12 protein-coding genes are annotated in these 12,853 nt (G+C 59.7%); 6 read left to right on the plus strand and 6 right to left on the minus strand.

The window, feature by feature from the left end; genetic code table 11:
* Nucleotides 1-7: 7 nt before the first annotated feature.
* The 6 genes from uhpA to nepI all read left to right on the plus strand — a co-directional run bounded on the left by uhpA (nucleotide 8) and on the right by nepI (nucleotide 6,860).
* Nucleotides 8-601 carry a transcriptional regulator UhpA gene (gene uhpA / locus L362_RS04440; protein ID WP_021242693.1) on the plus strand — a complete coding sequence of 198 codons (594 nt, stop codon included), beginning with the start codon at nucleotides 8-10 and terminating at the stop codon, nucleotides 599-601.
* Complete coding sequence (gene uhpB / locus L362_RS04435; RefSeq protein ID WP_023345163.1) at nucleotides 598-2,103, plus strand: signal transduction histidine-protein kinase/phosphatase UhpB; 1,506 nt, start codon at nucleotides 598-600, stop codon at nucleotides 2,101-2,103. Before uhpA ends, uhpB begins: the two co-directional genes overlap by 4 nt.
* Nucleotides 2,096-3,415, plus strand: a complete 1,320-nt coding sequence (locus L362_RS04430) for an MFS transporter (RefSeq protein ID WP_023345164.1) — start codon at nucleotides 2,096-2,098, stop codon at nucleotides 3,413-3,415. The genes uhpB and L362_RS04430 overlap by 8 nt, the downstream gene beginning before the upstream one ends.
* Nucleotides 3,416-3,547: 132 nt before the next feature.
* Entirely contained in the window at nucleotides 3,548-4,939 is a 1,392-nt protein-coding gene (gene uhpT, locus L362_RS04425; RefSeq protein WP_023345165.1) for a hexose-6-phosphate:phosphate antiporter, read from the plus strand.
* A 175-nt stretch (nucleotides 4,940-5,114) separates the two neighbouring features.
* On the plus strand, nucleotides 5,115-5,567 hold the full coding sequence (locus L362_RS04420) for a DUF1198 domain-containing protein (RefSeq protein ID WP_021242696.1): 453 nt from the start codon (nucleotides 5,115-5,117) through the stop codon (nucleotides 5,565-5,567).
* 102 nt (nucleotides 5,568-5,669) lie between these two features.
* Complete coding sequence (nepI, locus tag L362_RS04415) at nucleotides 5,670-6,860, plus strand: purine ribonucleoside efflux pump NepI (RefSeq protein WP_023345166.1); 1,191 nt, start codon at nucleotides 5,670-5,672, stop codon at nucleotides 6,858-6,860.
* Between the two features lie 48 nt (nucleotides 6,861-6,908).
* Here the strand turns inward: nepI and L362_RS04410 are convergent, their stop codons facing one another.
* The 6 genes from L362_RS04410 to L362_RS04385 all read right to left on the minus strand — a co-directional run bounded on the left by L362_RS04410 (nucleotide 6,909) and on the right by L362_RS04385 (nucleotide 12,823).
* Nucleotides 6,909-7,814, minus strand: coding sequence for an EamA family transporter (locus L362_RS04410; RefSeq protein WP_023345167.1), 906 nt, complete (start codon nucleotides 7,812-7,814; stop codon nucleotides 6,909-6,911).
* Between the two features lie 134 nt (nucleotides 7,815-7,948).
* Nucleotides 7,949-9,328 (minus strand): carbohydrate porin, encoded by a 1,380-nt coding sequence (locus tag L362_RS04405; protein ID WP_023345168.1) that lies wholly within the window; start codon nucleotides 9,326-9,328, stop codon nucleotides 7,949-7,951.
* 138 nt (nucleotides 9,329-9,466) lie between these two features.
* On the minus strand, nucleotides 9,467-9,769 hold the full coding sequence (locus L362_RS04400) for a PTS lactose/cellobiose transporter subunit IIA (RefSeq protein WP_008500136.1): 303 nt from the start codon (nucleotides 9,767-9,769) through the stop codon (nucleotides 9,467-9,469).
* A 5-nt stretch (nucleotides 9,770-9,774) separates the two neighbouring features.
* Nucleotides 9,775-11,151, minus strand: coding sequence for a glycoside hydrolase family 1 protein (locus L362_RS04395; protein WP_023345170.1), 1,377 nt, complete (start codon nucleotides 11,149-11,151; stop codon nucleotides 9,775-9,777).
* A gap of 17 nt (nucleotides 11,152-11,168) precedes the next feature.
* Nucleotides 11,169-12,497 carry a PTS sugar transporter subunit IIC gene (locus L362_RS04390; protein WP_023326395.1) on the minus strand — a complete coding sequence of 443 codons (1,329 nt, stop codon included), beginning with the start codon at nucleotides 12,495-12,497 and terminating at the stop codon, nucleotides 11,169-11,171.
* A gap of 11 nt (nucleotides 12,498-12,508) precedes the next feature.
* A complete protein-coding gene (locus L362_RS04385; RefSeq protein WP_008500132.1) occupies nucleotides 12,509-12,823 on the minus strand; it encodes a PTS sugar transporter subunit IIB in 315 nt (104 codons plus the stop codon).
* Nucleotides 12,824-12,853: the final 30 nt, after the last annotated feature.

Below are 12,853 nucleotides of genomic sequence, written 5' to 3' on the forward strand. Positions count from 1 at the left end.
AACACACATGACCACCATCGCCCTTATCGACGACCACCTTATCGTCCGCTCTGGCTTTGCCCAGCTTCTCAACCTCGAACCGGATTTCCAGGTCGTGGCCGAGTTTGGCTCCGGCCGCGAGGCGCTGGCGGGCCTGCCGGGGCGCGGGGTGCAGGTCTGTATCTGCGACATTTCGATGCCGGATCTCTCCGGGCTGGAGCTGCTAAGCCAGCTGCCGAAAGGGATGGCGACCATTATGCTCTCGGTCCACGACAGCCCGGCGCTGGTGGAGCAGGCCCTTAACGCGGGGGCGCGGGGCTTCCTCTCTAAACGCTGCAGCCCGGACGAGCTGATTGCCGCCGTGCGCACCGTCTCCACCGGCGGCTGCTACCTGACGCCGGAAATCGCCATCAAGCTGGCGGCTGGACGACAGGATCCGCTCACCCGGCGCGAGCGTCAGGTGGCTGAGAAGCTCGCGCAGGGGATGTCGGTAAAAGAGATTGCCGCCGAGCTGGATCTGTCGCCGAAGACTGTGCACGTCCATCGCGCCAACCTGATGGAAAAACTCAACGTCAGCAACGACGTCGAGCTGGCGCGTCGCATGTTCGACAGCTGGCAATGAGTCCCGTCTTTTCGCGGCTGATTGCCGTCGTTGCCAGCTTTTTTATCTTCTCCGCCGCGTGGTTCTGCCTGTGGAGCATCAGCCTGCATCTGGTGGAACGTCCTGAGCTGGCGGTACTGCTGTTCCCCTTCGGCCTGCGTCTGGGGTTAATGCTCCAGTGCCCGCGCGGCTACTGGCCCGTTTTGCTGGGCGCAGAGTGGCTGCTGCTGGTCTGGCTGGCGCAGGAAGTGGCCCTCACGCATCTGCCCTTATTGATGACCGGAAGCCTGCTCACGCTTCTCCCGGTTGCCCTCATTTCCCGCTATCGTCACCAGCGCGACTGGCGCACGCTGCTGCGCCAGGGGGCGGCGCTGATTGCCGCCGCGCTGCTGCAGTCCCTGCCGTGGGTTGGCGACAAGGAGATGCTCAACGCGCTGCTGCTGACCCTCACCGGCGGCCTGACGCTGGCACCCACCTGCCTCGTGATCTGGCACTACCTCACCAGCACCGTCTGGCAGCCGCTTGGTCCGGGGCTGGTGTCCCAACCGGTGAACTGGCGCGCCCGGCATCTCATCTGGTATCTTCTGCTGTTCGTGGTGAGCCTCTGGCTCCAGCTCGGTCTGCCCGCCGAGCTTTCACGCTTCACGCCGTTTTGCCTGGCGCTGCCGATTATCGCCCTGGCCTGGCACTACGGCTGGCAGGGGGCGCTGATCGCCACCCTGATGAACGCCATCGCGCTGATCGCCAGCCAGACCTGGCACGACCATCCGGTGGATCTGCTGCTCTCGCTGCTGGCCCAGAGCCTGACCGGGCTGCTGCTGGGGGCGGGCATTCAGCGCCTGCGCGAGCTGAATCAGTCCCTGCAGACCGAGCTGGCGCGCAACCGGCGTCTGGCTGAACGCCTGCTGGAGACGGAAGAAAGCGTGCGGCAGGAGGTGGCCCGCGAGCTGCACGATGACATCGGGCAGACCATTACCGCCATCCGCACCCAGGCGGGCATTGTTCAGCGCCTGGCGGCAGAAAACGCAGGCGTGAAGCAGGGCGGGGCGCATATTGAACAGCTTTCGCTGGGCGTGTATGACTCGGTGCGACGCCTGCTCGGCAGGCTGCGGCCGCGCCAGCTTGACGACCTGTCGCTGGAGCAGGCGGTACGCTCCCTGATGCGCGAGATGGAGCTGGAAAGCCGCGGCATTGTCAGCCATCTCGACTGGCGAATTAACGAATCTGCGCTGAGCGAAGGCCAGCGCGTGACCCTTTTCCGCGTCTGTCAGGAAGGGCTGAACAATATTGTTAAACACGCCAATGCCAGCGCGGTCACCATCCAGGGCTGGCAGCAGGACGAACGCCTGATGCTGATAATTGAAGACGACGGCTGCGGCCTGCCGCCGGGCTCCGGCCACCAGGGCTTTGGCCTGGCGGGCATGCGCGAGCGCGTCAAGGCGCTGGGCGGCACGCTGAGCCTCTCCTGCACCCACGGCACGCGCGTCAGCGTCAGCCTGCCGCTACGGAGTTATCATGTTTAAAACCCCTGCCAGCGCCGCGCCGATTGGCGACAAAGCGGAAATCGACGCCCGCTACCGCTACTGGCGTCGCCATATTCTGATCGCCATCTGGCTCGGCTACGCGCTGTTCTACTTTACCCGCAAAAGCTTCAACGCCGCCGCGCCGGAAATTCTCGCCAGCGGCGTGATGACGCGCACCGATATCGGCCTGCTGGCGACGCTGTTTTATATCACCTACGGCCTGTCGAAGTTCTTCTCCGGCATCGTCAGCGATCGCTCAAATGCCCGTTATTTCATGGGCGTTGGGCTGATCGCCACCGGCGTGGTGAATATTCTGTTTGGCTTCTCCACCTCGCTGTGGGCCTTTGCCCTGCTGTGGGCGCTGAACGCCTTCTTCCAGGGCTGGGGCGCGCCGGTCTGCGCCCGCCTGCTCACCGCCTGGTACTCACGCAACGAACGCGGCGGCTGGTGGGCCGTCTGGAACACCGCGCACAACGTCGGCGGGGCGCTGATCCCGATGGTGGTGGGTGCCGCGGCGCTGCACTACGGCTGGCGCGCGGGGATGATGATTGCGGGTGGCCTGGCGATTGTCGCCGGGCTGTTCCTCTGCTGGCGCCTGCGTGACAGGCCGCAGACCGTGGGCCTGCCTGCGGTGGGCGACTGGCGGCACGACGAGATGGAGATTGCCCAGCAGCAGGAGGGCGCGGGATTGACCCGCAGGGAGATCCTCACCAAATATGTGCTGAAAAACCCCTACATCTGGCTCCTCTCGCTCTGCTACGTGCTGGTCTACGTGGTGCGCGCGGCCATCAACGACTGGGGCAATCTGTACATGTCCGAGACGCTCGGCGTGGACCTGGTGACCGCCAACTCGGCGGTGACAATGTTCGAACTGGGTGGGTTTATCGGCGCGCTGGTGGCGGGCTGGGGCTCGGACAAGCTGTTCAACGGCAACCGCGGCCCGATGAACCTGATTTTTGCCGCCGGGATTTTGCTCTCTGTTGGCTCGCTGTGGCTGATGCCGTTCGCCAGCTACGTCATGCAGGCGGCGTGCTTCTTCACCACCGGCTTCTTCGTCTTTGGCCCGCAGATGCTCATCGGCATGGCGGCGGCAGAGTGCTCCCACAAAGAGGCGGCAGGCGCGGCGACGGGCTTTGTCGGGCTGTTTGCCTACCTCGGCGCATCGCTCTCCGGCTGGCCGCTGGCGCGGGTGATTGACGTCTGGCACTGGAGCGGTTTCTTCGCGGTGATCGCCATCGCGGCGGGCATTTCCGCCCTGCTGCTGCTGCCGTTTTTACATGCGCAGGCCCCCCGTGAAGCCAGCGTGATGTGATGCGCCTCACCTTTTCGCCCCGAGTGGCGCAAAACTAAGAAATTTTCCCGGTTTTACCTGGACGCTGTCTCAGGCATCTCTCCCGGCTGATTTTTACAATGCTGCAAAAATCAGCTCAGGAGTAAACCAACCATGCTGGCCTTCTTAAATCAGGTGCGCAAGCCGACCCTGGATCTGCCGCTCGACGTGCGGCGCAAGATGTGGTTCAAACCGTTCATGCAGTCCTATCTGGTGGTCTTCATCGGCTACCTGACCATGTACCTGATCCGCAAAAACTTTAACATCGCGCAGAACGACATGATCTCGACCTACGGGCTGAGCATGACGCAGCTGGGGATGATTGGCCTGGGCTTCTCCATCACCTACGGCGTGGGCAAGACCGTCGTTTCCTACTACGCGGACGGCAAAAACACCAAGCAGTTCCTGCCGTTTATGCTGATCCTCTCCGCCATCTGTATGCTCGGCTTCAGCGCCAGCATGGGCGCGGGGTCCGTTAGCCTGTTCCTGATGATCGCCTTCTACGCCCTGAGCGGTTTCTTCCAGAGTACCGGCGGGTCGTGCAGCTACTCCACCATCACCAAATGGACCCCGCGCCGCAAGCGTGGTTCCTACCTCGGCATGTGGAACATCTCCCACAACCTTGGCGGGGCGGGCGCGGCAGGCGTGGCGCTGTTCGGCGCAAACTACCTGTTCGACGGCCATGTGATCGGCATGTTTATCTTCCCGTCGATTATCGCCCTGATCGTCGGCTTTATCGGCCTGCGCTACGGCAGCGACTCCCCGGAATCCTACGGCCTCGGCAAAGCGGAAGAGCTGTTCGGCGAGGAGATCAGCGAAGAGGACAAAGAGACCGAAGAAAACGAGATGTCCAAATGGCAGATCTTTGTTGAGTACGTGCTGAAAAACAAAGTGATCTGGCTGCTCTGCTTCTCGAATATTTTCCTGTACGTGGTGCGTATCGGCATTGACCAGTGGTCAACCGTGTATGCTTTCCAGGAGCTGAAGCTTTCTAAAGAAGTAGCAATTCAGGGCTTCACCCTGTTCGAAGTGGGCGCGCTGGTCGGCACGCTGCTGTGGGGCTGGCTCTCCGACCTCGCCAACGGCCGTCGCGCGCTGGTGGCCTGCATCGCGCTGGCGTTGATTATCGCCACCCTCGGCGTCTACCAGCACGCCAGCAACCAGTACGTTTACCTGGCGTCCCTGTTCGCGCTCGGCTTCCTGGTGTTTGGTCCGCAGCTGCTGATCGGCGTGGCGGCAGTGGGCTTCGTACCGAAAAAAGCGATCGGCGCCGCCGATGGGATTAAAGGCACCTTCGCCTATCTGATCGGCGACAGCTTTGCCAAGCTGGGTCTGGGGATGATCGCCGACGGCACGCCAATTTTCGGCCTCACCGGCTGGGCGGGAACCTTCGCGGCGCTGGATGCGGCAGCGATAGGCTGTATCGTCCTGATGGCGATGGTCGCGGTGCTGGAAGAACGTAAAATTCGCCGTGAAAATCGCGCGCAGAAATTAAAAACAGCCTGAGTGTGCAGGTAACTTCTTTGCCCGGTGTGTGATGCCGGGCTTTTTTATTTGCGCCGACGGCGTTAATACCTGATCCCCCATTCCGCAACATCTTTTCAGAGCGCTATTCTGGTTATGCCCGCTGTTGACGCCGTGCGTTTCCCGCTATGATGAGCGGCTAGTCAAAGGAGAACGCATGGTCTGGATAATGCTGGCAACGCTTGCCGTGGTGTTTGTGGTGGGATTTCGCGTCCTGACCTCAGATTCCCGCCGCGCCATCAAACGTTTAAGCGAGCGTCTCGGCATCACCCCGATGCCGGTTGAGTCGATGATCGATCAGTTCGGTAAAACGCCGGGCAATGAGTTTATCCGCTACCTTGAACGGCCGGACGAGGCGCATCTGCAAAACGCCGCGCAGGTGCTGTTGATCTGGCAGGTCTGCATTGTCGACGGCAGCGAGGAGAACCTGCACGCCTGGCACCGCATGCTGCGTAAAGCCCGCCTGGCCGCGCCCATTACCGATGCGCAAATTCGTCTGGCGCTTGGCTTTATGCGCGAGATGGAGCCCGATCCGCAGGAGCTGAACGCCTTCCAGCTACGCTATAACCAGCTCTTCCTGCCGGAAGAGGGCGTGTTTTACCTGCACTGATCCCCTGTAAAAACGACAAAAGTTGTCTAAACGTTAAATTCGTCACACTTTTGATGATAAACTGCGCGACTTTTCCGCACGTTTTTATCTTCAGGTGACGCCATGACAGAACATATCCAGCCCACGACCCGACCGCAGACCAAAGAGGTTACTCGCCCCAACTGGTCGGCGGTTTTCTCCGTGGCGTTCTGCGTCGCCTGCCTGATTACCGTTGAGTTTCTGCCGGTAAGCCTGCTGACGCCGATGGCGCAGGATCTGGGCATTTCCGAAGGCGTGGCAGGGCAGTCCGTTACCGTCACCGCCTTCGTGGCGATGTTCGCCAGCCTGTTTATCACCCAGGTGATTGGCGCGATTGACCGCCGCAAGGTGGTCATTCTGTTCAGCGTGCTGCTGACGCTCTCCTGCCTGCTGGTCTCGTTTGCGGAAAGCTTTACCCTGCTGCTGCTGGGGCGCGCCTGTCTGGGGCTGGGGCTCGGCGGCTTCTGGGCGATGTCGGCCTCGCTCACCATGCGCCTGGTGCCCGCGCGGACAGTGCCGAAAGCGCTTTCCGTTATCTTCGGTGCGGTCTCCATCGCGCTGGTGATCGCCGCGCCGCTGGGCAGCTTCCTCGGTGGGATTATCGGCTGGCGTAACGTCTTCAACGCCGCGGCGGTGATGGGCCTGCTCTGCATCATTTGGGTGTGGAAAGCGCTGCCGTCCCTGCCGGGCGAAGCGGCGCACCATAAGCAGAACATGTTCGCGCTGCTCAAGCGCCCCGGCGTGCTGGCGGGGATGACCGCCATCTTTATGGCCTTTGCCGGGCAGTTTGCCTTCTTTACCTATATCCGCCCGGTGTTTATGACCATGGCGGGCTTTGACGTGGACGGTCTGACGCTGGTGCTGCTGAGCTTCGGTATCGCCAGCTTTGTCGGTACTTCGCTGTCGTCCCAGTTCCTGAAACGCTCCCTGAAAGTGGCGCTGGCGGGTGCGCCGCTGGTGCTGGCGGCGAGCGCCACGGTGCTGGTGCTGTGGGGTAGTGATAAGTGGGTCGCGTCTGCCATTGCGATTATCTGGGGCTTTGCCTTTGCGCTGGTGCCGGTGGGCTGGTCGACGTGGATCACCCGCTCGCTTGCCGATCAGGCGGAAAAAGCCGGGTCGATTCAGGTGGCGGTGATCCAGCTGGCGAACACCTGCGGCGCGGCCATTGGCGGCGTGGCGCTTGACCATCTGGGGCTGACGTCACCGCTGGTGATTTCCGGCACGCTGATGCTGCTGACGGCGCTGCTGGTGGCAGGGAAGGTTAAAGCGAAGTAGTGTTTTTCTCCCTCTCCCGTGGGAGAGGGTTGGGGTGAGGGCATCAGGCTACGCCGATGCCTTAACCCTTCTACGCGAATCCATCGAAATCAGCACCACCGACGACACGATCAGCAGCGTCCCCAGCCAGTCCGGCAGGGTAAACGCCACGCCCAGCAAAATCACCGACAGCAGCGCGCTGCTCAAGGGTTCGGCGCAGCTCAGGATGCTCGCCTTCGGCCCGCCGATCATCTGTGCGCCTTTCAGATACAGGCTGAACGTCAGCGCGGTGCCAATCACCACCAGGTAGAAAAACGCCAGCAGCAGGCCGCCGTCGATCACGAAGGTGGTGCCGCGTCCGGCGTAGAACGGCGTCAGCATTAATCCGGCAATCAACATACTCCAGCCGACAATCGGCAATGTGCCGTAGCGGGCAATCAGCGTTGACGGATAGGTGGTGTAAAACGCGGCGGCAAACGCCGAGGCGATGCCGAAGAACAGGGCGGCAGGCGAGATGGAGAGCGAGGTTGGGTCGCCGTGGGTGACCAGCAGGAACGTCCCGACAAGCGAGGTCACAATCGCGGACAAAACAAACACGCCGGGGCGCTTTTTTCGCGCCAGCGCGAACCATGCCACGATAATCGTTGGCGACAGAAACTGCAGCACGGTGGCCGTCGCGGCGTTGGATTTTTCAATCGTCAGCAGGAAGGTGAGCTGCACGGTGAGCGCGCCGACCAGCGAGAAAAACAGCAGGCTGAGGGCGTCTTTGCGATGTTTGATGACCGAGAAAATCTTGTCGCCGTGAACGAAGGAGAGCGTCAGCAGGATCACGCCGGTAAACAGCAGGCGAACCATGGTCAGGTAAGGCGAAGAAATGTGGCTTTTCTCCATGATGTACTGCGCGCAAACGCCGGAACTGCCCCATAAAACGGCGGCGATCAGGACGTTCAGCATCCCTTTACGTGTGGAACCCATTTTCTCCCCTGTTATGTTGGTTTTTTTGTAGCATAACATGGGATCTTGCCGGGTGGCGCTACGCTTACCCGGCCTACAAAACCTTGTAGGCCCGTGCAAGCGCAGCGCCGCCGGGCGAAACAAACGACGCTCTACTAGAACCACGCCTCCCACATCGCGCCGACGTTGAAGTCGTCGAGCGTCTCGTCTTTGGTGTTGTTCACGCGCGCGGTGCGTGCGTTATCCACCTTGCCGCCGGTCACGTAGAAGCGCAGCATCGGACGGAACTCCGGCCCCATGGCGATAGACATGTTCTGCGACAGGGTCAGCTTCCAGCCTTTGTTGTCGCCGCCGTTGTCGTAATCGACGTGCTGCCAGCCCGCTTCCAGCCAGGTGGAGTGAACGTCGTTCCACCAGTGCATCGGACGCACGATGGCGTTGTAGTTCTTACGGTTGTCGGTCTTATCACGGCTGTTGTCGTAATCGTGGAAGGCGAGGATGTACTCCACCTGCGTGGCCTGGGTGAATTTGTACAGCCCTTCGAAGCTGGCGTAGACCGTGGTCAGGTCTTCGGTTTTATTGAACACGCTGTTGTCCGAGTTATCGGAGTAGCGGGCAATCACCTTATTCACGCCGCTGTCGTTGGTGTGGCTCAGCACCACGCCGCCCTGCCAGGCGTTCAGACGCTCGTCGCTCTCCACCGCTTTTGAATCAAAGCCGTAGTTGGCGTACAGCTCCAGATCCAGCGGACCGAGCTTCATACCGTGGATTTTAGAGGTGGCCGCGTAGTTACCTTTGTCGCCCGTGCCGGACCCGCCGGTACAGGTGATGCGTGACGGGTTCGCTTCGTCTTCCATCACTTCCGGGCTACAGGATTCCACTGCCGCCACGGCAGCGACGTCAAACTGCACGCCGCCGATATCGAAGTTCTTCACCCCGGCGCCCTGGCCGTCGTGGTTCATCCAGAAGTAATCGTTGATGCCCTGCTGCGGACGCTGGTGGAAGTCGCGACCGGCCCAGAAATAGGCGTTCGGGTTGGAGGCCATAATGTTGGTCACCCCCGCGTAGGCCTTTTTCAGGTTAACTTCGTCGCCCCAGTGGTCGATCATCACGTTGATGTCCCAAATGGCGCCGTTGTCGCCCTTGAAGGCTTTAGAGAGCTGGAACTCGCCGCCGTTGCCTTCGTTAGCCAGACGACCGATCGCGGACGCGCCGTTGTAGGAGCCATCCACCGCCACATATTTCTGATCGGCGGCCTGGAAGTGCGCGCCGTAGCGGGCGTAGCCGGTAAATTTAATCCCGAACGGAATCGCCATGTCCGGGGATTGCGCCGCGCTCTGCGGCTCGGTCACCACGTCCGCTTTTTTCGCGACGGCGGCATCCATTTTGGCCTGACGTTCGGCCAGGGCTTTATCCACCGCTTTCGCCACAATGGCGTCGATTTGCTCCTGCGTGAATTCCTGGGCGAGCACGGAAATTGGGCAAAGCGCGGCGATAACCGCCATGGTTAATGGAAGTTTTTTAATCGTATTCATGGTTATCTCAATATAGTTTAATTTTATTCAGACAATAACCATCCCGCTCCGATCTGACAGAATATGTCGCTATCATCAGAACAAGTGGATTTCTAGTTTTAGGTACAGAGGTATTACAGTAATTTATTTCGCCATAGACTATCTCTGATATAAATGAATAATTTCTTCGGATAATTCACGCGCTAATAAGGAGTTCATTAAATGATCCTGCGCGTGCACCATAATTAATGTCATAGGCTGGCGTGCTTCGCCCGCGTCCTGCTCAATCAGTTTGGTCTGCATCTTGTGCGCCTGGCGCGCGTAGCCGTCGGCTTCGCGCAGCAGGCTTTTGGCCTCGTCAATGTTGCCCTGACGCGCCGCGTGCAGCGCTTCAAAGCACAGGCTGCGGGACTGCCCGGCATTGACGATAATTTCCATTACGGCTTCTTCTAGTGCGATCATCATCATTACTCTTTATCAAAGCTATTATTTAAGGCGGTGGCGGCAAACCACTCCCCGCTTTTCTTAATGGTGCGCTGCTGCGTCTTTACATCGAGCTGGATAAATCCGTAGCGATTTTTATACGCGTTACACCACGACCAGTTATCAATAAATGTCCACATATGGTAGCCAAGACAATTACACTCTTCGCTTATGCCTTTATGCAGCCACGTTAAATGCTCAGATATAAAATCAATGCGGTATTGATCGTTAATCTGGCCATTTTCAATAAAGCGCTGCTCGTTTTCGACGCCCATGCCGTTTTCAGAAATAAAGCAGCGGGGGTTACCGTAATTGTCGCGCAGGTTAATCAGAATATCGTAGATACCTGGCGCGTAGATTTCCCAGCAGCGGTAGGGGTTCATCTTGCGGCCCGGCATCTCGTAGCTATCAAAGAACCATTCCGGCATAAACGGCGCCTGCGGGTTCACCGCGCTGTCGCGACACTTCACGCGACGCGGCTGATAGTAGTTAATGCCGAGCAGGTCGATTTTCCCTTCCGCAATCAGGAAACCGTCTTCCGGCTTGCAGGCGGGCAGCTGGTCGTAAGATTTCAGCAGCGCCACCAGATCGGCCGGGTATTCGCCGCGCAGGACCGGGTCGAGGAAGCTGCGGTTAAACATCAGATCCGCAACGTGCGCCGCCTTCACGTCTGCCGGGTTCTGCGAACGCGGATACGACGGCGTCAGGTTCAGCACGATGCCGATCTCCCCCGCGTAGTGCCCGGCGCGGTAGGCCTGAACCGCCTTCGCATGGGCCAGCACCGTGTGATACGCCACGGTGGCCGCCCGGCGGAAATCCACTACGTTGGGGTAGTGGAAGTCGTACAGATAACCGCCTTCCACCGGCACGATCGGCTCGTTGAAGGTAAACCAGTGCAGCACGCGGTCGCCGAACAGCTCGAAGCAAATCTGCGCATAGCGGGCGTACGCGTCCACTACGTCACGGTTTTCCCAGCCGCCAATTTCCTGCATCGCCATCGGCATGTCGAAATGGAACAGGGTGATAAACGGCGTGATGCCCTGTTCATTCAGCTCATCAATGACCTGATTATAAAAATCGACCGCGTCCGGGTTCACTTCACCGATACCGTCGGGGATCAGGCGCGCCCAGCTAATCGAGGTACGAAAGCTGTTGTGGTTCAGCTGTTTTAACAGCTGAATGTCCGTTTTCCAGTGCTGATAAAACGTGGAGGTGTGCTGCGGCCCCACGCCGTTGTGAAAACGGTTCGGCTCGCGGGCAAACCAGTAGTCCCACGTGGTTTCACCCTCTCGTGTCCCTTCCGTCTGGAGAGCGGAGCTTGCGCTGCCCCACCAGAAGTTATCGGGAAATGCGTATTTCATGACCCTTCCTCTTTGACTTAATTGCTTGTGGCTTCAGCGGCACCCACGGCTGCAGCCTGGGCTTTCTGCTCTTCGTTTTTAATCAGCGTACGCTCATAGGCGCGCAGGAACGGCAGGTACATCAGCGCCGACATCACCATGCAGACGAGGCACATTACCACCGGGCTCAGCGCCCAGTTCGCCGCCCACGAGGCGCCAATCGGCGCGGGCGTAGTCCACGGGGTTAACGAGACCACCTGTGCCAGCCAGCCGAGCTTGGTTGCGCCGTACGCCAGGCAGGCGTTGACCAGCGGAACGAACACGAACGGGATAAACAGCATCGGGTTCATGATGATCGGCGCGCCGAACAGAATCGGCTCGTTGATGTTAAAGAAGCTTGGCACCACGCCCATTTTGCCGATGGTGCGCAGGTGGGTAACGCGGCTGCGCAGCAGCAGGAAGGCCAGCGGCAGGGTGGAACCGACGCCGCCAATCAGCAGGTAGTGATCCCAGAAGCCTTGCAGATAAACGTGCGGCAGCGCCGCGCCTGCGGCCAGTGCCGCCTGGTTTGCCGAGAGGTTCGCCATCCAGAACGGGTTCATGATGCCGGTAACAATCAGCGAGCCGTGGATACCCGCGAACCAGAAGATCTGGCACAGCAGCACGGAGAGCAGAATGGCGGGCAGGGAGTCAGACGCGGACACCAGCGGCTCCAGCAGGTGCATGATCGCCTGCGGGATAATCATCCCGGTCTGCGCTTCAATGAACAGGTTCAGCGGGTGCAGCGTGCCGATCACCACCATCACCGGGATCAGGATCTCAAACGAACGCGCCACGCCGGTGGGCACTTCCTTCGGCAGGCGGATGGTGACGTTGTTCTGCTTCAGCCAGGCGTACACGCGGGTTGAGTAAATGGCGGTGATCAGGGCGGTGAAGATGCCCTGGCCGGAGAGGTACTGGGTTGAGATTTTGCCGTCGGCATACGGCGCGGCGACCAGCAGGAAGGCCATAAAGGCCAGCAGGCCGGACATCACCGGGTCGAGGTTAAACTGACGCCCCAGGCTCGCCCCAATCCCTACCGAGATGAAGAAGGTCATCACGCCCATGCTGAGGTTAAACGGCAGCATCAGCTGTTCGCGGTAGGTCTGGGAGAAATCCAGCCAGCCGCGGGCGAAGCTGTTAGTGGTATCCGCCGAGAACGGCGGAAAGATGAACACCAGCATAAACGAGCCGATGATCATAAACGGCAGCGCGGCGGTAAAGCCGTCGCGGATGGCAATCACGTACTTTTGCTGACCGAGCTTCGCGGCCAGCGGGGTAATTGACTGCTCAATCACCGCAACCATGGATTGATATAACGAACTCATGTGAACACCTTTTAGTGTGCCGCTTCGATGAGCGACAGAGCAAAGTCCAGTACTTTATCGCCACGCTGCATGCCGTAGTCCATCATGTCGATGGGCTGCACCGGAATGCCATGCGTCGCCGCCTTGTCTGAGAGTGTCTGTAACATGTATTTCACTTGCGGTCCGAGAAGTACCACCTGGTATTGCGGAAACTGCGTATCAAATTCGGAAACACCGTACGCATCAATCTTCACCGGCAAACCACGTTCTTTCGCGACATCGACCATTTTGCTGACCAGCAGGCTGGTGGACATCCCGGCAGAGCAGCACAGCATAATCTTGAACATCGACAACCATCCTCTAAATGTAAAAAGTTA

The organism is Enterobacter sp. MGH 16 (assembly GCF_000493175.1).
Taxonomy (GTDB): Bacteria; Pseudomonadota; Gammaproteobacteria; order Enterobacterales; family Enterobacteriaceae; genus Enterobacter; species Enterobacter roggenkampii.

Coding starts and splice junctions, on each gene's coding strand:
- uhpA (WP_021242693.1), top strand. CDS start 8: ATGACCACCATCGCCCTTATCGACGACCACCTTATCGTCCGCTCTGGC.
- uhpB (WP_023345163.1), top strand. CDS start 598: ATGAGTCCCGTCTTTTCGCGGCTGATTGCCGTCGTTGCCAGCTTTTTT.
- L362_RS04430 (WP_023345164.1), top strand. CDS start 2,096: ATGTTTAAAACCCCTGCCAGCGCCGCGCCGATTGGCGACAAAGCGGAA.
- uhpT (WP_023345165.1), top strand. CDS start 3,548: ATGCTGGCCTTCTTAAATCAGGTGCGCAAGCCGACCCTGGATCTGCCG.
- L362_RS04420 (WP_021242696.1), top strand. CDS start 5,115: ATGGTCTGGATAATGCTGGCAACGCTTGCCGTGGTGTTTGTGGTGGGA.
- nepI (WP_023345166.1), top strand. CDS start 5,670: ATGACAGAACATATCCAGCCCACGACCCGACCGCAGACCAAAGAGGTT.
- L362_RS04410 (WP_023345167.1), bottom strand. CDS start 7,814: ATGGGTTCCACACGTAAAGGGATGCTGAACGTCCTGATCGCCGCCGTT.
- L362_RS04405 (WP_023345168.1), bottom strand. CDS start 9,328: ATGAATACGATTAAAAAACTTCCATTAACCATGGCGGTTATCGCCGCG.
- L362_RS04400 (WP_008500136.1), bottom strand. CDS start 9,769: ATGATCGCACTAGAAGAAGCCGTAATGGAAATTATCGTCAATGCCGGG.
- L362_RS04395 (WP_023345170.1), bottom strand. CDS start 11,151: ATGAAATACGCATTTCCCGATAACTTCTGGTGGGGCAGCGCAAGCTCC.
- L362_RS04390 (WP_023326395.1), bottom strand. CDS start 12,497: ATGAGTTCGTTATATCAATCCATGGTTGCGGTGATTGAGCAGTCAATT.
- L362_RS04385 (WP_008500132.1), bottom strand. CDS start 12,823: ATGTTCAAGATTATGCTGTGCTGCTCTGCCGGGATGTCCACCAGCCTG.